This window comes from Alteromonas alvinellae, assembly GCF_902705805.1.
In genome coordinates, this window is record NZ_CACSIH010000041.1 from 1 (window position 1) to 21511 (window position 21511).

Annotated in this window: 17 protein-coding genes; 10 read left to right on the forward strand and 7 right to left on the reverse strand. The window is 45.1% G+C overall.

Annotated elements, in window-relative coordinates; genetic code table 11:
* Nucleotides 1-395 precede the first annotated feature (395 nt).
* Together prfB and lysS are read left to right on the forward strand one after the other, a co-directional pair.
* A protein-coding gene (prfB, locus tag ACX5KA_RS02905; RefSeq protein ID WP_136780840.1) for a peptide chain release factor 2 occupies nucleotides 396-1494 on the forward strand; the annotation gives its coding sequence in 2 pieces (ribosomal slippage) (nucleotides 396-470 and nucleotides 472-1494; 1098 coding nt in all).
* Nucleotides 1495-1517: 23 nt separating this feature from the next.
* On the forward strand, nucleotides 1518-3086 hold the full coding sequence (gene lysS / locus ACX5KA_RS02910) for a lysine--tRNA ligase (protein WP_014948748.1): 1569 nt from the start codon (nucleotides 1518-1520) through the stop codon (nucleotides 3084-3086).
* A 40-nt stretch (nucleotides 3087-3126) separates the two neighbouring features.
* Here lysS and ACX5KA_RS02915 read toward each other — a convergent pair whose 3' ends face one another.
* The 3 genes from ACX5KA_RS02915 to ACX5KA_RS02925 form a co-directional block, all read right to left on the reverse strand.
* Nucleotides 3127-4065: a ketopantoate reductase family protein gene (locus tag ACX5KA_RS02915; protein WP_039222896.1), complete on the reverse strand. Its 939-nt coding sequence runs from the start codon at nucleotides 4063-4065 to the stop codon at nucleotides 3127-3129.
* A gap of 76 nt (nucleotides 4066-4141) precedes the next feature.
* Complete coding sequence (locus ACX5KA_RS02920) at nucleotides 4142-4894, reverse strand: pseudouridine synthase (protein ID WP_039222895.1); 753 nt, start codon at nucleotides 4892-4894, stop codon at nucleotides 4142-4144.
* Nucleotides 4894-5454 carry an Hpt domain-containing protein gene (locus ACX5KA_RS02925; protein WP_039222893.1) on the reverse strand — a complete coding sequence of 187 codons (561 nt, stop codon included), beginning with the start codon at nucleotides 5452-5454 and terminating at the stop codon, nucleotides 4894-4896. The genes ACX5KA_RS02920 and ACX5KA_RS02925 overlap by 1 nt, the downstream gene beginning before the upstream one ends.
* Before the next feature lie 337 nt (nucleotides 5455-5791).
* Between ACX5KA_RS02925 and ACX5KA_RS02930 the strand changes: the two genes are divergently transcribed.
* The 5 genes from ACX5KA_RS02930 to ACX5KA_RS02950 all read left to right on the forward strand — a co-directional run bounded on the left by ACX5KA_RS02930 (nucleotide 5792) and on the right by ACX5KA_RS02950 (nucleotide 12190).
* Entirely contained in the window at nucleotides 5792-8677 is a 2886-nt protein-coding gene (locus tag ACX5KA_RS02930; RefSeq protein WP_458730360.1) for a M16 family metallopeptidase, read from the forward strand.
* Nucleotides 8678-8751: 74 nt separating this feature from the next.
* A complete protein-coding gene (gshA, locus tag ACX5KA_RS02935; protein ID WP_458730361.1) occupies nucleotides 8752-10350 on the forward strand; it encodes a glutamate--cysteine ligase in 1599 nt (532 codons plus the stop codon).
* Between the two features lie 67 nt (nucleotides 10351-10417).
* Nucleotides 10418-11056: a transglycosylase SLT domain-containing protein gene (locus tag ACX5KA_RS02940; protein WP_014948754.1), complete on the forward strand. Its 639-nt coding sequence runs from the start codon at nucleotides 10418-10420 to the stop codon at nucleotides 11054-11056.
* A gap of 294 nt (nucleotides 11057-11350) precedes the next feature.
* The gene (locus ACX5KA_RS02945) at nucleotides 11351-11809 is read left to right on the forward strand and encodes a hypothetical protein (RefSeq protein WP_150141608.1); all 459 of its coding nucleotides are present in this window, start codon (nucleotides 11351-11353) and stop codon (nucleotides 11807-11809) included.
* Nucleotides 11810-12064: 255 nt separating this feature from the next.
* Complete coding sequence (locus tag ACX5KA_RS02950; RefSeq protein WP_012517787.1) at nucleotides 12065-12190, forward strand: hypothetical protein; 126 nt, start codon at nucleotides 12065-12067, stop codon at nucleotides 12188-12190.
* A gap of 29 nt (nucleotides 12191-12219) precedes the next feature.
* On the opposite strand, the gene smrB is transcribed toward ACX5KA_RS02950, so the two are convergent.
* Nucleotides 12220-12870, reverse strand: a complete 651-nt coding sequence (gene smrB, locus ACX5KA_RS02955) for an endonuclease SmrB (RefSeq protein ID WP_014948757.1) — start codon at nucleotides 12868-12870, stop codon at nucleotides 12220-12222.
* A 152-nt stretch (nucleotides 12871-13022) separates the two neighbouring features.
* Between smrB and prmB the strand changes: the two genes are divergently transcribed.
* From prmB to ACX5KA_RS02970, 3 genes are all read left to right on the forward strand, one after another.
* Nucleotides 13023-13958 carry a 50S ribosomal protein L3 N(5)-glutamine methyltransferase gene (gene prmB, locus ACX5KA_RS02960; RefSeq protein WP_039226525.1) on the forward strand — a complete coding sequence of 312 codons (936 nt, stop codon included), beginning with the start codon at nucleotides 13023-13025 and terminating at the stop codon, nucleotides 13956-13958.
* 9 nt (nucleotides 13959-13967) lie between these two features.
* Complete coding sequence (aroC, locus tag ACX5KA_RS02965; protein ID WP_039222880.1) at nucleotides 13968-15065, forward strand: chorismate synthase; 1098 nt, start codon at nucleotides 13968-13970, stop codon at nucleotides 15063-15065.
* Nucleotides 15066-15216: 151 nt separating this feature from the next.
* Nucleotides 15217-16434, forward strand: coding sequence for an MFS transporter (locus ACX5KA_RS02970; RefSeq protein WP_458730362.1), 1218 nt, complete (start codon nucleotides 15217-15219; stop codon nucleotides 16432-16434).
* 28 nt (nucleotides 16435-16462) lie between these two features.
* Here ACX5KA_RS02970 and ACX5KA_RS02975 read toward each other — a convergent pair whose 3' ends face one another.
* The 3 genes from ACX5KA_RS02975 to ACX5KA_RS02985 form a co-directional block, all read right to left on the reverse strand.
* Complete coding sequence (locus tag ACX5KA_RS02975) at nucleotides 16463-18010, reverse strand: SpoVR family protein (protein WP_039222876.1); 1548 nt, start codon at nucleotides 18008-18010, stop codon at nucleotides 16463-16465.
* Nucleotide 18011: 1 nt separating this feature from the next.
* The gene (locus tag ACX5KA_RS02980) at nucleotides 18012-19304 is read right to left on the reverse strand and encodes a YeaH/YhbH family protein (protein ID WP_458730363.1); all 1293 of its coding nucleotides are present in this window, start codon (nucleotides 19302-19304) and stop codon (nucleotides 18012-18014) included.
* A gap of 84 nt (nucleotides 19305-19388) precedes the next feature.
* Nucleotides 19389-21311: a PrkA family serine protein kinase gene (locus ACX5KA_RS02985; protein ID WP_014975982.1), complete on the reverse strand. Its 1923-nt coding sequence runs from the start codon at nucleotides 21309-21311 to the stop codon at nucleotides 19389-19391.
* Nucleotides 21312-21511 lie beyond the last annotated feature (200 nt).

Consider the following 21511-nt stretch of genomic DNA (forward strand, 5'->3'; position numbering starts at 1 on the left):
CAACAACAGTTAATCCGAACATAGCCAAACAAAAAGCCCGAGAAGTACGCCGGTAACGGCATAAGACAAATTATTGAACGACATACTTTTCCTAAAAGATTTACCAAACAATTCGCACACTAAACGCGCGCGACAATAAGCAATAATGCTCCAAACTAGTGCAGCTGAAGGCTGCCTTTTCAAACATTTACTCTATTCGTATGGGCTAAGACAGCGTACCCAATAGCATGTGCGTGCCGTTGAACGGCGAAAATGCTCGTTTCAACGAAGTGACCTAAAATCCGTACCAAAACCCACACGAATTCAGTGTCGCAATATTTGCGCCAACCCCTATCAAAATTCCTTCAAATTCGGTACTATCCGCGGTCTTAAATTTTTAACGAAATAAGCGGACTATGTTTGAAATAAACCCCGTTATGAATGCGATAAAAGATATCCGCGAGCGCACTGAAGCGCTTAGGGGGTATCTTTGACTTTGATGCAAAGTCAGAGCGTTTAGAAGAAGTTAGCCGAGAGTTAGAAAGTCCTGACGTTTGGAACGAGCCAGACAGAGCGCAGGCCCTTGGCAAAGAAAAAGTGGCCCTGGAGCAAATCGTAGAGACGATCCACAAGCTCGATCAGGGAACTGAAGACGTTGAAGGTCTCGTTGAATTGGCCGTTGAAGCCGAAGATGAAGACACCTTCGTTGAGGCCCAAAGTGAACTTGATGGCTTAATTGAGCAACTAGAAGTGCTTGAGTTTCGCCGCATGTTTTCTGGTCCTAATGATGAAAACGACTGCTACATTGATATTCAGTCAGGCTCTGGTGGTACAGAAGCGCAAGATTGGGCCAATATGCTACTGCGCATGTATTTGCGTTGGGGCGAAGCGCACGGTTTCAAAACGGAACTTATTGAAGTGTCGGAAGGCGAAGTTGCGGGCATTAAAAGTGCTACGTTGCGCGTTCAGGGCGAATATGCGTTTGGCTGGCTGCGCACAGAAACAGGCGTACACCGCTTAGTACGTAAATCGCCGTTTGACTCGGGTAACCGCCGTCATACGTCGTTTTCATCTGCGTTTGTATATCCTGAAATTGATGACGACATCGATATTGAAATTAACCCGTCTGATTTACGTATAGACACCTATCGCGCATCGGGCGCGGGTGGTCAGCACGTAAACAGAACGGATTCAGCGGTACGTATTACCCATGAACCTACGGGCATTGTGGTGCAGTGTCAGAACGACCGCTCGCAGCACAAAAACAAAGATCAGGCGATGAAGCAGTTAAAAGCCAAACTTTATGAGTTTGAACTGCAAAAACAAAACGCCGAAAAACAAGCGATGGAAGACAGCAAGTCTGATATCGGCTGGGGAAGCCAAATACGCTCTTACGTATTGGACGACTCTCGCATTAAAGATTTGCGCACCGGCGTGGAAACACGTAACACTCAAGCCGTGCTAGATGGCGACTTGGACAAATTTATTGAAGCCAGCCTGAAATCTGGGCTGTAAACCGAACAACGAAGTGAAAGGTTATGACTGACCAACAAACAGACGATAACAAATTGATTGCAGAGCGCCGTGCTAAGCTAAGCGCTATTCGCGAGCAGTGCCGTGCAAACGGTTTCCCAAACAGCTTCCGTCGCGAAAACTATGCGGATGAGCTTCAAGCTAAGTTCGGTGAATTCGACAAAGAAACGCTACAAGAGCAGGGTAACAAAGTAAGCATCGCTGGCCGTATTATGGCAAAGCGTGGCCCTTTCATGCTGCTTCAAGATATGACTGGCCGTATTCAGGCATATGCAGATAAAGACACGCAAAAAGCCCTTAAAGCAAAATATGGTGCACTAGATATTGGTGATATTATTGGCGTGGCGGGTGACCTGCATAAATCTGGTAAAGGCGACCTTTACGTGAACATGGAGCAATACGAGTTGCTAACCAAAGCACTTCGTCCATTGCCAGAAAAATTCCACGGATTGAGCGACCAAGAAACAAAATATCGCCAGCGCTACGTTGATTTGATCACAAGTGAACAAACGCGCAAAACGTTCATGATCCGTAGCAAGATTGTAAACGGTATTCGCAATTATCTTACCGAACGTGACTACCTTGAAGTAGAAACCCCAATGCTTCAGGTCATTCCTGGTGGCGCGACAGCGAAGCCGTTTGTGACTCACCACAATGCGTTAGATATCGATATGTACCTGCGTATTGCACCAGAGCTTTACCTTAAGCGCCTAGTGGTTGGTGGTTTTGAGCGTGTATTCGAAATTAACCGTAACTTCCGTAACGAAGGCTTATCAACCCGTCACAACCCAGAGTTTACTATGCTTGAATTCTACCAAGCGTATGCAGACTATAATGACCTGATGAACCTTACCGAAGATATGCTGCGCACGCTGGCAGAAGATATTCTTGGTACAAGCATTATCAAAAACACAACCAAAGACGCTGAAGGCAACGTAACGTCTGAAGTTGAATACGATTTTGGTAAGCCGTTTGACCGCTTAAGCATGGGCGAAGCTATTCTTAAGTACTGGCCAGAAGCTAACGAAGAAGCTATCCGCGACCCAGAGGCGAACCTTGACGCGCTTAAAGCAATGGCGAAACAACTTCACATTAAAGAGCCTGAAGTTGACGGCATTTGGGGGGCGGGTAAGTATCTTTGCGAAATCTTCGAAGCGACAGCGGAAGAGAAGCTTATTCAACCTACGTTTATTACAGAGTATCCGTGGGAAGTATCGCCGCTTGCGCGCCGTAACGACAACAACCCATTCATTACAGACCGCTTCGAGTTCTTTGTAGGTGGACGTGAATTAGCGAATGGCTTTAGCGAGCTTAACGACCCAGAAGATCAGGCGGAACGTTTTGCGAAGCAGGTTGAAGAGAAAGACGCTGGCGACGATGAAGCCATGCACTTTGACGATGACTACATCCGCGCCCTTGAATATGGCTTGCCGCCAACGGCGGGTGAAGGTATCGGTATTGACCGTCTAGCTATGCTATTTACTGATAGCTCTACCATTAAAGATGTTATCTTGTTCCCACACATGAAGCCTCAGGCGCCAAAAGACGCGCAGGAAGCGGGTGAACAAGAATAATTTTAATCCTTAAATAGCGTGATTTAGGTGTTCGGCGCAGTTAAAGCTTCAGCGCCTTAACACGCTCTACTAAAAGGGTATTCTCGGGAACGGGAATACCCTTTTTTGTTGCCATATCTACAATGTAACCGTTGATGGCGTCTATTTCTGTTTGTCTACCGTGGGCAACATCCTGATGCATACTTGAGTAGTTTTCTCCGGTCGCCTTGGCGACAGACAGCACATTTTCATGAACTGACAGTGCATCAAAATCTAGCCCGTAAGCATTCGCTACCTGTGTGAACTCATCGCAAATTGCGATGCGGCTTTGTTCAAATTCAGGCTTAGCAATGTGCTTATTTTGGATATTGTGAAGCGCCGTTAGTGGGTTAATCACGGCATTAACGGAAAGCTTCGTCCATAGTGCTTTTAGAATATTACTTTGGTATTGCACCGGCGGAAGTGCGTTGTCTAGCGTGGCAATTGCGCTTGCTAGCTGTGGCACTATTTGTGAAAGGTCGGTCAAAGTTTGAGGTGATGGTTTATTTACATTTGGCGCGCCAATTTGCGTTGCGCCAACGCCAGTATACTTAACATGAAAACCGTTTGATGTACTTACTTTTAACGCGCCATGACTGGTTGTAGCAAGAAGCAAAGGATAATCGCCGCCGAGTAAATCTCTTGCGACCTCAAGCCCACCCATACCGTTGTGCAGTAGCACTACGGTAGGTTGTTGCGTGAGATAGGGAAGCCATTGCATTAAGGCTGCTTTAAGTTGATATACTTTTAAGGGGAATATCAGCACATCACTTTTAGGTAACACAATAGGTGAAGGTTTGGCTGGTTTTAGCGCAGTGGTTTGGCCGTTTTGCCAATGTGCGCAAGACGGCATGGTTTTCATATCTCTGGGGTAGCAGTCATACGGCACGCCGTTCTTCTGGGCGCTCGCAGCAATTAGGCTTCCTATGGCACCGCCGCCGACTATATTTAGTTTACCCATTAGCATCTATTAAACACTCAATGTCGTTCTATTTTATTATGGTCATCGACACTTATCAGGCCTATCGCACTTTTCCTTATTGCGCCGGCACATAGCGTGCGGGTAGGGAAGGCCATGGATAAGTCTCTGGTGCGTTAAGTCCGTTGTACCAAGCCTGCACGTCGTCTTCGTTTATGACTTCACCTTTATCGAAAGGTGCAGTAACCGCTAATTCACCAGAAGATAAAGGAAGCTGTAAATGCCATGCATGAAGATACAGCCTGTCTGATGCCTCACCACCATAAAGTGTATCACCCAAAATAGGTGCGCCAATGCTTTTAAGCGCAACACGAATTTGATGGGTTTTCCCCGAGTGAGGCTTAACGATAAACCCTCGGGTACCGGGCTTAGCCGCGTTACTGAAAAACTGAGTGATAGCCGGATTTTCTAAAGTTTTAAGCAAAATCCGCTGACCGCCTCGACGATTTTTCATATCGCCCATTATCATGCCTTGCTTTTTTTTGGGTTTTTGGCTGCTTAAAGCCAAGTAGTATTTGCTGACGCGTCTTGATGAGAAAAGCTCGCCAATTTCACTGGCTACAGCTGCATTTTTAGCAAGGCACAAGCAGCCCGAAGTGCCCGTATCTAGACGGTGGCAAAGATGCAGTTCTGTCAAACTCAACTGCTTTTTTAACCGGGTAACAATGCCTTCTACTTTCTCTGCTTTACCGTTTTCGGCAGTACTGTCACCAAAGTCAGCCTCTTTGGTGGCATCGTGCATAGCAATGCCAATAGGCTTGTTGACAATAATAAGGTCTGTATTTTCAAAGAGAACGGGGATCGGCTGCACTAGCTATTTTCTAACTCTGAAATGGCTTCTTCATAGTCAAGCTCGTCGACTGCATCAATAATTGCGGCCCGTTTGTCTTGAGGTAAAGCAAGAGCATCTAACCATTCATCTAGCTTGTCCTGTGCAATAAACTCGCTCGCTTTCAGCGCCGACAATAACTGTTTGCGAGCCTGCTCAGCTGCCGCGCCGTTTTCTGGTGCAGGTGAGGTAGCTTCTGGCTGGTTAATCAGTGTGTCTACCGTCGCAATGGTTTCATTAAGTACTGCGATAAACGCAGGGTATTCTTCAGCCACGCGTTTGTCATTTCTAAAACCGCTTTCAATCGGTTTACTCGCATTATGCAATGCAAAAAGCCCAAGGTTTCCTGTCACCCCTTTCAGAGTGTGAACAAGAGAATAGGCTTCATTAAAGTCACCTTTAGCAACATGCGCTTGTAAGTCAGCATCAAGAGAACGGTATTCATCCGTAAATTTACCAAGAAGGGTGAACAACAGTTTTTTATTACCACTTAACTGTGACATTCCGAAGTCGATATCGAGCACTGTTGTTGACTGTTCCATACATCTATCCTTTTATTTCGCAACTTCTAATGGGAAATTTCTTATCCAGGCAGAAACTATTTGTCAGTTCATTCGTACCACTTAACGAATTCAACTAGCTAACAGCTTCTTTACCAAAGACTATGAAGTGTAAGTGTATTTCAGAAATACACAAATTAATACAATCATAGCAAAGTCGAAGCAAGTAAAGCGCTAAAAAGTCTGGTAATCTTCGGTGTTCGCTCGCGCTTTTTAGTCGCAATTTTAAACTTAATCGTCAGCTGTGGTGATGAATTACGGCAAAGTATAGTCAGAGTGAAGTCGAGTGAAAGAATGTAGTAATTTAAAAGGAATCATCATGTCAGGAAAACTGACCCTACGTACCCTCTTTATGACCATAGGCGTCATTGCAGTAACAGCGTGTCAGCACGTACAGGAAGAGAAAACAAATAGTCAACTCGACACTGTAGCTGGCGCGTCAAACACCGTGTCGATCCCTTACGAAAAATACACATTAGATAACGGGCTCACGGTCATTCTGCACGAAGACCATTCTGATCCGCTGGTTCACGTCGATGTTACCTATCACGTTGGCTCTGCGCGAGAAGACGTAGGTAAATCGGGTTTTGCTCACTTCTTTGAACACATGATGTTTCAAGGCTCAAAACACGTTGCCGATGAGCAGCATTTTAAGGTTATTACGGAATCGGGCGGTAACTTAAACGGTACAACCAATACCGACCGCACTAACTATTTTGAAACTGTGCCTGCCAACCAATTAGAAAAAGTCCTTTGGTTAGAGTCTGACAGAATGGGCTATCTGTTAGAAGCCGTAGACCAAACAAAGTTTGAAAACCAAAGAGAAACGGTTAAAAACGAGCGCGCCCAACGTGTGGATAACCAGCCTTATGGATTGCGTTTCGAGTTGAACGGTGAAGCGCTATACCCAGAAGGGCATCCATACTCGTGGATGACTATCGGCTATGTAGAAGACTTAGACCGGGTTGACGTTAATGACCTAAAAGCCTTTTTTAAGCGCTGGTATGGCCCGAACAACGCGGTCCTAACTATTGGTGGCGATATCGACGTGGCTAAAACCAAAGCGTGGGTGAATAAATACTTTGGGGAAATCCCAACTGGACCAAAAGTAGAAGAGCCTGAGCCTCAGCCAGTAACGCTAGACGAAACCCGTTATGTAACGTTAGAAGATAAAGTTCATCTTCCGCTTCTGCAAATAACTTATCCTACAGTATATGGTCGCCATGAAGACGAAGCGCCGCTTGACGTGCTGGCCGATATTTTAGGCGGTGGAAAAACCTCACTGTTTTACAAAAACCTAGTGAAAGAAGGCATGGCGGTGCAAGCCGTGGTGTCTCACCCTTGCCGCGAACTTGCATGTGAATTCCAGCTACTCGCTTTGGCTAACCCTGCAAAAATTACCTCTCTTTCTTCTCTCCAGAACGTACTGAATGAAACCCTAAAAGAGTTTGAGACACGTGGTGTAACGGCAGATGATTTAGCGCGTACAAAAGGACAAATTGAAGCGCGTACGGTATTTGGCTTACAAAGTGTATCTGGCAAAGTGTCAGCCCTCGCCGCTAACGAAACCTTTTACCAAACGCCAGATTTGATTGCCGAAGATATTGCGCGCTATAACGCCGTAACCGCTGAAGACGTTATGCGTGTTTACAATAAATATATTAAAGACGCCAATAGCGTTGTATTAAGCGTGGTGCCCAAAGGGCAGGTTCAGCTCGCTGCGGCTAAGCAGACCTTTGAACGTCCGGTGAGAAATATTGAAATCGATACGGTAGAGGTGTCTGATGATGAAGCCTTTTCCAGTGCCCTATCTACCAATACCGCCCCTAGCTTTGATAGAAGCGTAATGCCGAAAGCCGGTGAAGCACCGGTTGTTGAAGTTCCAGATTATTGGGAAGCTGAACTTGCCAACGGTATTGAAGTGCTTGGCGTAACCAGCACCGAAACACCAACGGTAACGCTTACATTAGGTATGGATGGAGGCATGTTGCTAGACCCTGAAGGTAAAGCGGGTACGGCCTACCTAACCGCGTTACTTATGAATGAAACTACAAAGCATTACAGCAACGAAGAATTAGCCAGCGAACTTGCAAAACTGGGTAGCACTATCCGATTTAGTACTGCAGGTAGATACTCACAAGTGTACGTCTCTACTTTAACCAAGCATTTAGATGAAACCCTAGCGCTGTTAAAAGAAAAGCTGTTCAACCCTGCGTTCACTCAAGAAGATTTCGACCGCATGAAAGAGCGTGTTGTACAAGGCTTACAGCAGCAAGCGAAAACGCCGTCTAGCTTAGCCCGCCGCGCGCGTGACCTCGTTTTGTTTGGTGAAGATAATCGCGTGAGCCTGCCGGACGAAGGCACGCTGCAAACTGTGCAGAATATCACGTTGGAAGATGTTAAAACGTTTTATGCCAATTACTATTCGCCAGATAAAGCGAGTATCGTCGTTGTTGGTAACTTACCGAAAAAAGACATGGTAAATACACTAGACTTTATTGGTCAGTGGAAGGGGAATACCTATGAATTTGCTGATTACAGCGACTTTCCCAAGTACGAAGAAAACCAAATCTTCCTAGTGGATAGCCCAGAAGCGGTTCAGTCGGTAGTATTTATTGTTGATAGAAGCTTACCTTTTGATGCGACAGGCGATCACTTTAAGTCTCGCCTTATGAACTTCCCTTTAGGGGGAGCATTTAATAGCCGCATAAATCTGAACCTTCGAGAAGATAAAGGCTTCACCTATGGAGCAAATAGTGGTTTCGTTGGTGGCAAAACCCTTGGCTGGTTTGAAGCAAGTACCGACCTCACTGCTGCTAACACAGGTGAAGGTATCGCTGAAATTTTAAAAGAGATTAATCGCTACCGCACTGAAGGTGTAACTGAGGAAGAAATTGCGTTCATGCGCAATGCCTTTACATTAAGCGACGCACTTGAATTTGAAACACCTATCAGTAAAGCGCGCTTTTTAAGGCAATTGCTTAGCTATGGTCTTGATAAAGGCTATCGTGAAGAGCAACTTGCTATTATCAACAATATTGATAAGAAAACGATGGATGCGTTGGCAAAGCAATATTTGAATCTTGATAAGATGCAAATTATTGTAGTAGGCGATAAAGCTAAAATTTTGCCTCAGTTAAACGCGCTATCGATGCCAATTATCGAGTTATCAGTAGAGAGCAACTCCCGAGAAACGTTAAACTGATAGATTGATTTTTGTTGAATTTACATTATTGCCCCCCATAACAGGGGGCTATATTGACATAACGGACCACCATTTTGACTGTAGACTCATCCCGTTTTGAAGCGCGCATTGCTGCGCTTAAGTCACCCGAATTTCTCGCTGCGCTAAAAGATATTAAGCGCGGCGTTGAGCGCGAAGCCCTTCGTATAAACCCGAACGGTACGTTGGCACAAACACCCCATCCTAAACCGCTGGGATCTGCGCTAACCCATGATTCAATCACCACAGACTTTTCTGAATCCTTGCTTGAATTCATTACGCCGCCAGAAAACAGTGCTGCCAAAACGATTTCTCAGTTAAAAGATATCCATAAATTCGTTATTGATAACATTGGTGAAGAGCAAATATGGCCGCTAAGTATGCCATGCTTTATAGATGATGAAGCGCACATTCCCATCGCCTATTTTGGTGAGTCGAATGTGGGCAAGATGAAGCGTGTATATCGCATTGGTCTGAAAAACCGCTACGGCAGTATGATGCAGGCAATTGCCGGCGTGCATTTCAACTTTTCTCTTCCCGAAACGTTTTGGAAGCTATGGGCTGAACTGAATGGAAAAGAACATTCTCAAGAGCAGACTTCAGCCGATTATTTTGGGCTTATCCGCAACTACCGCAGGTTGTGTTGGCTTATTCCTTATTTGTACGGTGCATCCCCTGCATTATGTGGATCGTTTTTAAAAGGAAAGCAGCATGCGTTACCTTTTAAAAAGGTAGGTAAGGGCACGGTATACATGCCATACGCGACATCACTTCGCATGAGTGATTTAGGCTATACAAGTGCAGAGCAATCGTCGCTTAAGATTTGTTACAACAAGCTAGACAACTATGTCACCTTGCTGCGCGATGCGATGAATACACCGTCATCCCGGTTCAGCCAGTTTGCTGCAGGCGAAGAGGGCAATTATCAACAGTTAAGTCGCAACATCATTCAAATTGAAAATGAACTGTACTCGCCGATACGCCCTAAGCAGCCCACTAAGTCAATGGAAAAGCCAACAGACGCTTTGGTTAGACGCGGTATCAGCTACATTGAAGTGCGCGCTCTAGATGTAAATCCATTTTCGGCAATTGGTATTTCACAGACGCAATTCGATTTCTTAGATGTTTTCTTAGTGGCGTGCTTACTGATGCCAAGTGCAGAACTTGACGAAGCGCAGCTTAAAGAAGCTAAAGAGAATATGAGTAAAGTGGTGTTAGAAGGGCGAAACCCTGATTTGCTCCTGCAAAATGGCGGAGAAAATATTTCACTACCTAACTGGTGTGCCTCGCTGTTTAAGTCCTTCGAGCAAGCGGCCGAATTACTCGATTTGGCCAATGATACGTCGCGTTATACACAAGCGGTGAACATCGAGGCTGAAAAAGTGGCGGATCCGGCGCTAACGCCGTCAGGTAAACTACTTGCTACTTTGCTAGAAAGCGACAAAGATAATGGCGTGTTAGGCTTAGAACTGGCACAAGCTTATCAAGCTGAGATGAAGTCTTTTGAATACACGGATACGGATGCTGCTGGTTTTGCTGCCCAAGCTGACGTGTCGTTTGCTGCTCAAAAAGAAATAGAAGCCGCTGATGTGAAAGACTTTGATACATTTATTCGTGATTATTTCGCAGAGGCCCCAGCAAAAAAAAATGCCTGACATAGGTCAGGCATCGAAGGGTTCCAGGGAAACACACATTTTACTAGAACATTAGTTAAGACAAGCTATGAACCAAAAGTTCAAAAAATTGGTTGTTTTTTTATCAACTCTCATCGTTCTTTTTCCGCTGTTTATCGCTGGGTGTGCAACTACGCCCCCTAAAGACATCAGTAATTTGTGCGAAATATTCTACGAAAAGGACGATTGGTATGATGCAGCTGCTGATGCCCGCGATAAATGGGGTGTGCCTATACATGTTCCAATGGCCATGATGTATCAAGAAAGTTCCTTCCGCCACGATGCGCTTCCACCGCGAGATTACGTTTTCTTCGGGCTTATCCCTTGGGGGCGTGTTAGTTCGGCTTATGGCTATTCACAAGCGAAAACACCTACCTGGTCTGACTATATGAGAGAAACAGATAACAGTGGTGCGGATCGTGATGATTTCGAGGACGCTATCGACTTTATGGGATGGTTTATTTACAAGTCGCAAAAAGTGAACGGTATTTCTAAATGGGACGCCTACGCGCAATACCTTAACTATCACGAAGGATGGGGCGGGTACAAACGCAGAAGCTATGATAGAAAGCCGTGGCTTAAGAAAGTGGCGTCAAAAGTTAAAGCGCGCTCGTTGCGCTATGCTACGCAACTTAAAACCTGCGAGGAAGATCTTCAAAAAGGTTGGTTTATGAAGCTGTTTAGCTAAATTAAAGAAGCGAGAAAAAGCGACGTTATAGTCGCTTTTTTTATGCGTCTATGAACGTTGATTAAAATAAGTAGAAAAATATATTGAAGAAAAAAATTGAGGGATAGACGGGCGTCTATCCCTCAGCGACGCTAAGCCAAGACCGTTTTTTTACCCAACGTCGAACAGGCATTTACAAGATATTGCAAATGAGAATGATTTGCAATATCTTTTTGTAAATTAATTCTATCCCTAAATATGCAACAAATTTATCTGGCCCTGATCTTGTTCTATACTTTTCAAGTGGAGGAACGTATGGATATAGACAAGTTTAGTGCGCATGGAGAGGTTCACGCTCATTTTCAAGCAGAGCAAAATATTCTACATATAGACTTAGTAGGTCCGTTTAATCTAGAGTTCATGCAAAAGTATGAGCGTGTGGTTGGCGCACAAAGAAAGAATATTGATACACCGTGTTGGGGAAGCTTAGTAAATGTGCATGGTCTGGCACTTGCGCCCATGGAGGCTACTAACGCTGGGCAAGAAATTGTTAGTAAAGCCGTAGCATTGGGGCTAATTGCTACGGCAGTGGTGCTTCATGAAACAGAAGGTGTGGCAATGCAAAAGAAGTTTTGGTCTCGTGTTTATGAATCTTCAACACTAGCATTCGAATATTTTGACGACACTGCTCAGGCAACACTGTGGTTGAGTGAAAAAGTACTTGCTTGTCTGCAGGCCCACAATGTTAATCAGTTCAATAATGCCAGACGATAGCCATAACAGTCCTAACTAGGCGAACTCGCCCTATCAAAATTGATCTTTGCTCAGAGCTCCACTCTACCAATTGAATGAAGGCATAACAGGAGGTAGCCATGGTAGTATGCGTATTTCTGATTGGTATAAAGTGTATATTGACCTGGATCAAATAATTAGGCCGACAGCTAACGACTAGAAATCGAATTTGATCTGGATCACATCCTCTATCTAACGCCTCTTCTACTATTTACTTAGTTGAAGAGGAGATAACTTATGTTGTGGACTATGATGAAAGACCCCGTAGTATGGGGCTCACTACTCGGTATAGGCATTATTGTAGCGATGATGATGTATTACACTTATTTGTTTATGCACAACAGTGCAGATGAAGACAAATAAGTCACCATGTATGGCTGTCCAGGTGCAAATTAACGCTTGTTGTTTTGAAGCGGTATGTCGATGAGTACCAATAGTGCTGCTTGTCCACCGTATTCGAGGGGCGCTTGATGAAATGCACGTACGTGTGGGTGCTGAACTAAGTAATGGGGCAGGGCGGCTTTTAGCACGCCCTGACCAAAACCATGCATTACACACACGCAATCTATCAGTTCTTTTCTTGCCGTGTGAATAAGTGCGGCAAGCTCGGCTTTTGCCATCTCTCGGGTAAGGCCATGTAAATCTAAAGTCATTTCTGGCGAGTAGTCGCCACGGCGTAACTGTTTCAAAATATGCGTAGACTCACCTTCTTGGCAAAAGCGCATGGGTCCTTCTTGCGGCAACGCTGCCTGGTACATATCAGAAAAGTCGAAGCTTGCCGCTAATTGCTTACTGTGTTTTAGATGTTTACCTTTTACCTGCTGTGACTTCTTAAATAACTCAACTTGCTTATCAGGCTCAACTTTATCTTGTGATAAAGGCGTCACTCCCTGCATTGCATCGGCAAATGAAAAGGTCTCTTCCTCGGTATTCGTAGACATATTTCCATTACGGGCGCCTTCCTGTCTCGCCTGACTTTTATGGCGATGAGGTTCAGAAAGTTGCTTCTTCAATGCTTTGAGTTCTTTTTTAAAGGTTTTCATCAACGATAGCTTGGGTAAATACACTCGAGTTTAACGATTCAAAACGCCTAAATTATAACGAATAGAAAGATTCGGTACGTAGTTAATTATGTGAATCGGTATGAAGTTTGGGTATGATACCAGCTTTGAAATTTTTGATGTACCCAAACGCCATGACCGATAAGTTTTACCTCGAAGAAGCCATTGAAGATCTGCATACCCTGTTAGATATGACACGATGGGCAACCAGCCGTTTTAACGATGCGGCTTTGTATTTTGGTCATGGTACTGACAATGCATGGGATGAAGCGACAAGCCTAGTTATGCAAGCCTTACATTTGCCTCATCCTATATTAGAGCAAGTTGGGGACAGCGTAATGACGTCTCGCTTAACGAAAAGCGAGCGAGAGAAGATTGCAGAGCTTGTTTTAAAGCGCGTGCAAACTCGCATGCCATTGCCTTATATCACAAACGAAGCCTGGTTCTGCGGTATGCCGTTCTATGTAGACGAGCGAGTGCTCATTCCTCGGTCTCCATTTGCTGAACTTATTCAAAAAGAGTTTGCGCCATTTGTAGAGTCGACGCCTAACAGTATTCTTGATATGTGCACGGGCGGTGCGTGTATTGCTATTGCGCTTGCTCATGCATACCCAGAGGCGCAGGTAGATGCCGTTGATATCAGCACAGATGCATTGGAAGTGGCCGATATTAATATTCAGGAGCATGGTCTTAGTCACCGTGTTTATCCCATTCAGTCTGACCTGTTTTCAAGTTTAGAAGGGCAGAAATACGACCTTATCGTGTCTAATCCTCCTTATGTTGACGCAGAGGACATGGCTGACCTGCCAGAAGAGTATCACCACGAGCCTGAGCTTGCCCTTGCCGCAGGTGAAGACGGTCTGGAACTGGTTGATATCATGCTTAAAGAGGCGCCAACTTACCTTAATGACGGTGGCTGGTTATTCGTTGAAGTTGGAAATAGCGAAGTGCACATGAGCGAAAGGTTCCCTGGCTTAGAAGTCATTTGGCTTGAATTCGATAACGGTGGTTCGGGTATTTTCGCCGTGCGCAAAGACACATTAGTACAGTATTTTAGTAGTAAGGATTAATAGTTAATTATGTCAGGTAACAGCTTCGGAAAACTTTTCACTGTAACCACGTTTGGTGAAAGCCACGGCATTGCAATTGGCGGTGTAGTAGACGGTTGCCCTCCAGGACTTGAGATCACAGAAGAAGATCTTCAGGTTGATTTAGACAGACGTAAGCCCGGCACCTCTCGCTATACTACGGCGCGAAGAGAAGACGATGAAGTACAAATTTTATCTGGCGTATTTGAAGGCAAAACAACCGGCACTAGCATTGGTCTGTTGATTAAAAATAAAGACCAGCGAAGCCAAGATTACGGCAATATCAAAGACCGCTTCCGTCCTGGTCATGCCGACTACACTTACGATCAAAAATACGGTAGCCGCGACTATCGCGGTGGCGGACGTTCATCAGCCCGAGAAACAGCTATTCGCGTAGCTGCAGGTGGTATTGCGAAAAAGTACCTCAAAGAAGTGCACGGCATTGAAGTATTAGGCTATTTGTCTCAGCTTGGGCCGGTAACAGTAGATAAGGTTGATCACAGCGTAACCAACACTAATCCGTTTTTCTGTCCAGATGAGTCTAAGTTAGATGCGCTGGACGAGTACATGCGAGATCTTAAAAAGTCAGGCGACAGCATTGGCGCGAAAGTATCGGTTGTTGCGAAGAACGTGCCTGTAGGCCTTGGCGAGCCAGTTTTTGATAGGCTAGATGCTGAAATTGCCCACGCCATGATGGGAATTAATGCTGTAAAGGGCGTGGAAATTGGTGATGGTTTTGATGTTATTAATCAAAAAGGCAGTGAACACCGCGATACGCTTACTCCTGACGGCTTCACATCTAATCATGCAGGTGGCGTGCTAGGCGGCATCTCTACCGGTCAGGACATTGAAGTACACATGGCGCTTAAGCCGACCTCAAGTATTTCGGTTCCCGGTAAAACTATCAATAAAGACAATGAGGAAATCGATATCGTCACCAAAGGGCGTCACGACCCGTGTGTGGGTATCCGTGCTGTACCTATTGCTGAAGCCATGCTGGCGCTGGTATTGATGGATCATCTGCTGCGTCATCGCGCGCAAAATGCCGGTGTGCTATCGACCACCAAGCCTATTGCTGGTCAGGCATAGCGTTTATAATCCCAGCGCCGCATTCTAACGACCGCCATATTCACGCGGTTTACAAATACGCGCAGCACTAAAAACATGTTGCGCCAATGAATTTTACTATTCGCCACTACCAGTTTTGCGCTAGTGGCGTTTTTGCATATGGAGATGTGAATTGTCACCAAATGGCCTAAACGATGCCAAAAGCACTTCGGCGAGCCCAGCAAGCAGCAAAACCGGCCTCTTTATTCTTGCTATCACCTACTGGCTTTACTTCGGTCAGCTTGGCGTGCTTGTGCCTTATTTAGGTATCTTCCTTGATGGGCGGGGATTTTCCTCTGCCGAAATCGGTGAACTCTTTGCGGTTATAACTTTAGCGCGTATTTTAGGGCCAGGCCTGTGGGCCGGCGTGGCCGATAAAACGGGCAATGCCATTGGCGTAATGCGTTTAGGCTGCTTGCTCACCGTACTGACTTTCAGTTCGGTGTTTTACTTCACCAGTTTTTGGGGGCTTACGCTGGCGTTCGGATTAATGATGATGTTCTGGACAGCGGTGTTGCCTCAACTTGAAGTTATCACCATGAACACGGTGGCGAAAACCAATGCCACGTATGGGCAGGTAAGGCTATGGGGGAGCGTTGGCTTTATTTGTTTGACGGTAGGTGTGGGTAAAGCCCTAGATATTTTTTCTACCGACACGCCAGTGCACGCCAGTATTGGCGTACTCGCGTTGCTGTTCATCAGTACCTTGTTCATACGTGCGCCCAAAGAAGCTGCACCTGAAACGTTTACGGCGGGGAGTATTTGGAAATACGCCAAACAAAAACCTTTCGCCATCTTTATATTCGCTTCAGCGTGCTTGCAAATTAGCTTTGGTGCATATTACGGATTTTTCGCACTTTACATGCGCGACCTTGATTACAGCGGCCAACAAACTGGCATCTTTATCGCGCTTGGGGTACTTGCCGAGGTGGGGATATTTCTTATTGCCCGCCGTCTGATTAGCCAGTTTGGCGTGTGGAATTTATTGTTTGTGAGCATCGCACTGACAGGGCTTCGCTGGTATGTCATGGCGGCATTCGCTGATACCTTCATGGTGATTGTGTTGAGTCAGCTTATTCATGCGTTAAGCTTTGGTTTAACGCATGCAGTATCGGTGCATTTTATCCACCAGTTCCTGCCGAAGGCGTATCAAAGCCGAGGGCAAGCGGTATATATCAGTATAGCGTTTGGATTAGGTGGTGCATTTGGAAACTACATGGCAGGGCAGCAGTGGCAGCAAGGCACTAACGCCTATGAGACGTTCGTTACCGCAGCCGTTTTTGCAGCAATAGGCGCACTGTCATTGTTACTGTGTTCCAGAAAAGAAATGGAAAGTGCAAAGGCGGCTTAAAATCTTGTTTTAAGAGCTGACCGCAGGCTTACGCCTGCGGTGCACGTTTACACTCTGATATCACGTCAATACCATCATCACCATTGTCTTGCTCTAAACGTACATCGAATTTCCACAACCTGTGCAGGTGGCGCATAACTTCATCTTTTGAATCGCCTAGCGGAATTCCTCGCTGAGGAATATAGCGAAGAGTAAGCGAACGGTCGCCTCTCACATCAACATTATGCACCTGAATGTTGGGTTCTAAATTACTCAAATTGTACTGAGCAGACAGCTTCTCTTTAATAATTTGATAACCCATTTCGTCATGAATAGCGCTCACCGCAATAAAGGGCTTGGTGGTGTCATCTTCAAGGGCGAATAACTTAAAATCGCGAATAACTTTAGGCGATAAAAACTGACTGATAAAACTTTCGTCTTTGAAGTTTTCCATGGCGAAATGCACGGTTTCCAGCCAGTCTTTTCCCGCAATACTTGGAAGATATTTATAGTCTTCTTCAGTGGGAGACTGACACACCCGTTTAATATCCATGAACATAGAAAAGCCTAACGCATACGGATTGATGCCAGAGTAATAAGGGCTGTTGTACTCTGGCTGCATAACGACGCTTGAATGACTGTGCAAAAACTCCATCATGAAGCGGTCGCTGACCAAACCCTCGTCATACATCTCATTTAAAATGTGATAGTGCCAAAAACAGGCCCATCCTTCATTCATTACTTGAGTCTGTTTCTGCGGATAAAAATACTGCGAAACTTTCCGTACAATACGCACAATTTCACGTTGCCAAGGTTCAAGTAAAGGTGCGTTTTTCTCAATAAAATAAAGCAGGTTTTCTTGCGGTTCTTGTGGAAAACGAATTTTTTCTTTGTGTTTGCTATGCGGGCTATCGGGCAAGGTACGCCAAAGCTCATTCACTTGCGATTGCAGGTAGGCCTCGCGCTCTTCTTGTCTGTTTTTCTCTTCTTGTAACGAAATTTTCTGTGGGCGTTTGTATCGGTCAACGCCGTAATTCATAAGCGCGTGACACGAGTCGAGCATGTTTTCGACTTCGTCATAACCGTACTTTTGTTCGCACTTCGCGATATAGTTTTTAGCAAACACCAGATAATCGATAATAGAACTGGCATCGGTCCAGGTTTTAAATAAGTAGTTGCCTTTGAAGAATGAGTTGTGACCGTAGCACGCATGTGCCATAACGAGCGCTTGCATGGTAATGGTGTTCTCTTCCATTAAATACGCAATGCAGGGGTCAGAGTTAATGACGATTTCGTATGCCAGCCCCATTTGCCCACGACGGTATTGTTGCTCAGTTTGAATAAACTTTTTGCCAAAGCTCCAGTGCGTGTAGTTAAGCGGCATGCCGATGCTGGCGTAAGCATCCATCATCTGCTCTGCGGTGATCACCTCGATTTGATTGGGATAGGTGTCTAACTTAAATTTTTTGGCGATGCGGTCGATGTGTTGCTCATACTCTTCGATAAGTGGAAACGTCCAGTCGGGCCCATCGCTTAATAAGTGGCGTTTTGATGTTTCAGGCTTGCTGTTTTCTTTTGCCATAGCGTCGGTTGTCATATTAGGCTCCTTGCTGCGCATCTTGTTCAGAGCGTTTGAATAGCTCTCTGAACACAGGATAGATGTCGGCCTGTGTTTGTATGTGCTTACATACAAAGTTGTCGTGAGTGGCGGCCACTTTCTCGTATTCTCGCCACAAACTTTGGTGCTGCCTCTCGGTTATCTCGATATAGGCATAGTAACGGGTTGCGGGCAGCAGTTTAGCGGTAAGCAAGTCACGACACTGCGGCGAGTCATCAGCCCAGTTATCGCCATCTGACGCTTGTGCAGCATATATATTCCAATTTCCATCGCTGTAACGCTCGCGGACAACTTCATCCATTAACTTCAATGCACTTGAAACAATAGTGCCGCCGGTTTCTTGAGAGTAGAAAAACTCATGCTCGTCTACTTCTTTCGCTTGCGTGTGATGACGAATGTACACCACGTCTACGTTTTCGTAGGTTCGCGTCAAAAAGAGATACAGCAAGATATAAAACCGTTTAGCCATGTCTTTGGTGGCTTGGTCCATAGAGCCAGATACATCCATTAAGCAAAACATTACGGCTTTGCTTGAGGGAAGCGGACGCTTGTCATAGTTCTTAAAGCGCAAATCGAAAGTATCAATAAAAGGCACTCGGGCTATTTTGGCTTTAAGTGCTTCAATTTCTTCTTTTAATGCATTTATGGCTAACGTATTGTCGTGCTTGTCTTCTATAAGCAGTGCAAGTTTTTCTTCAAGCTCTCTCAGTTTCTTTCTATCACTTCCGCTTAAGGCAATACGCCTTGCCACAGAGCCTTTGAGTGAGCGAACAATATCTAAATTACTTGGCACGCCATCGGTCTGATAACCTGCGCGATAGGTTTCGTATTGGGTGACTTTATCGAATTGATTTTTCTTTAAGTTGGGAAGCGCTAAATCTTCAAAAAGTAGGTCTAAATATTCGTCTTTGGATATAGAAAATACGAACTCATCTTGGCCTTCGCCTTCATTGCTGGCGTCGCCTTCGCCTTCGCCTGCGCCCTTGCCACCGCCACCTGGCGGTCTATCAATTTTATCACCCGCTGTGAATTGGTCGTTGCCGGGGTGGACAATATCTCTACTGCCGCCGCGGCCGGTATGAAAAATAGGTTCAGAGATATCTCTGGCTGGAATGCTAATTTGCTCGCCAGAATCTAAATCGGTAACAGAACGTTTACCCACTGCATCAGAAACAGCGCGCTTTATCTGCTGTTTGTAACGCTTAATAAAGCGCTGGCGGTTTACCGTACTCTTACCTTTGCTGTTTAACCTTCGGTCAATAAAATGCGCCATACACACCTGCTTGTCTTGTTGTGAACTACAAATACCCGTGCTGAAGCACGCTTACACGCGCTTCAGCACTACATGCGTTTAGCGCTAAGACGCTTTACGTACGCGCAGGTACCATTCACACAGCAACCGAACTTGTTTTTGCGTATATCCCTTCTCGGTCATACGATTTACAAAGTCGTCGTGTTTTTTCTGCTCCTCTGCAGAGCCTTTGGTGTTGAAAGAAATAACCGGCAGTAAGTCTTCCGTGTTAGAGAACATTTTCTTCTCAATCACGGTGCGAAGTTTCTCGTAACTGGTCCATGCTGGGTTTTTGCCGCCGTTATTTGCACGGGCTCTCAAAACAAAGTTAACGATTTCGTTACGGAAGTCTTTCGGATTACTTATTCCCGCAGGCTTCTCTGTTTTTTCTAACTCAGCATTCAGTGACGCTCTGTCGAACAGCTGTCCGGTTTCTGGGTCACGATACTCTTGGTCTTGGATCCAGAAATCAGCATAGGTGACATAGCGGTCAAACAGGTTCTGCCCATATTCAGAATACGATTCTAAGTAAGCCGTTTGAATCTCTTTACCAATGAATTCCACGTAGCGAGGAATGAGGTAGCCTTTCAAAAACTCCAAATACTTATCAGCGGTTTCTTGAGGGAACTGCTCCCGTTCAATTTGACGCTCTAATACATAAAACAAATGGACTGGGTTTGCTGCCACTTCTTGGTGATCGAAGTTAAAAACCCGAGAGAGGATCTTAAATGCAAAGCGGGTGGATAACCCTTCCATGCCTTCATCGACACCGGCGTAGTCGCGATATTCTTGATATGACTTGGCTTTCGGATCGGTGTCTTTCAGGCTTTCGCCATCATACACGCGCATTTTAGAAAATAGACTGGAGTTCTCTGGCTCTTTCAAGCGCGATAACACAGTAAACTGCGCTAAACACTCTAGCGTGTCTGGAGCACACGGCGCGCCGTTAAGCTCGCTGCTGTCTAGTAACTTTTTGTAGATCTTAATTTCTTCACGTACTCGCAAACAGTACGGTACTTTTACAATATAGACACGGTCTAGGAAGGCTTCGTTATTCTTATTGTTTCTAAACGATTGCCACTCAGATTCATTTGAGTGCGCAAGTATTAGCCCATCGAAGGGAAGGGCAGAGAAGCCCTCTGTTGGGTTGTAGTTACCCTCTTGTGTAGCGGTTAATAGTGGATGTAGCACCTTAATTGGTGCTTTGAACATCTCTACAAATTCCATTAAGCCTTGGTTGGCTTTACACAGTGAACCTGAATAACTGTAAGCATCAGGGTCGTTTTGTGCATATTGTTCTAAGCGGCGAATATCAACTTTACCCACAAGCGATGAAATATCTTGGTTGTTTTCATCACCGGGTTCGGTTTTAGCGATACCCACTTGGTCGAGTACTGAAGGGTAAACGCGAACCACCTTAAACTGGGTAATATCGCCATTGAATTCATGCAAGCGTTTGCGTGCCCACGGCGACATAATGGTTTTTAAGTAGCGCTTAGGAATGCCGTACTCTTTTTGTAAAATGTCGCCATCTTCTTTGACATCAAACAGACAGAATGGATGGTCGTTAACAGGCGAGCCTTTCAGCATATAAATAGGTACGTGCTGCATCAGTTCTTTAAGTCTCTCTGCCAGAGACGATTTACCGCCACCCACTGGGCCGAGCAAATAGAGAATTTGTTTCTTCTCTTCAAGGCCTTGTGCGGCGTGTTTAAGGTAAGAAACGATTTGTTCTATGGCCTCTTCCATGCCATAGAATTCTGAAAAAGCTGGATAACGAGAAATAACGCGGTTTGAGAAAATGCGGCTAAGTGCCGGGTCGTTGGCAGTGTCGATTAATTCAGGCTCACCGATAGCTTGTAGCAAACGTTCTGCCGCATTTGCATAAGCGGTTTGATCCTCTTTACAAATTTCAAGGAACTCCCCAATGGTGAACTCTTCCTGTTTTCGCTCTTCATAGCGACTTTGATAGTGTTCAAAAATACCCATGAATACCCCTTAAATACGGAACCCCGTAATTTCAGCTTAGTAGGTATTTGGGAAAACGATAGTAATTATTGTGTATAGTTTTTAATCTTTCGTCTAACGAAAAATGCAACTTTAATAAGAATTTAGTGTCTCTTAATGAAGCTTTTACATAAACAAAAGCCCCGCTAAATAGCGGGGCTTTTTATTTGTATTCCTTAACG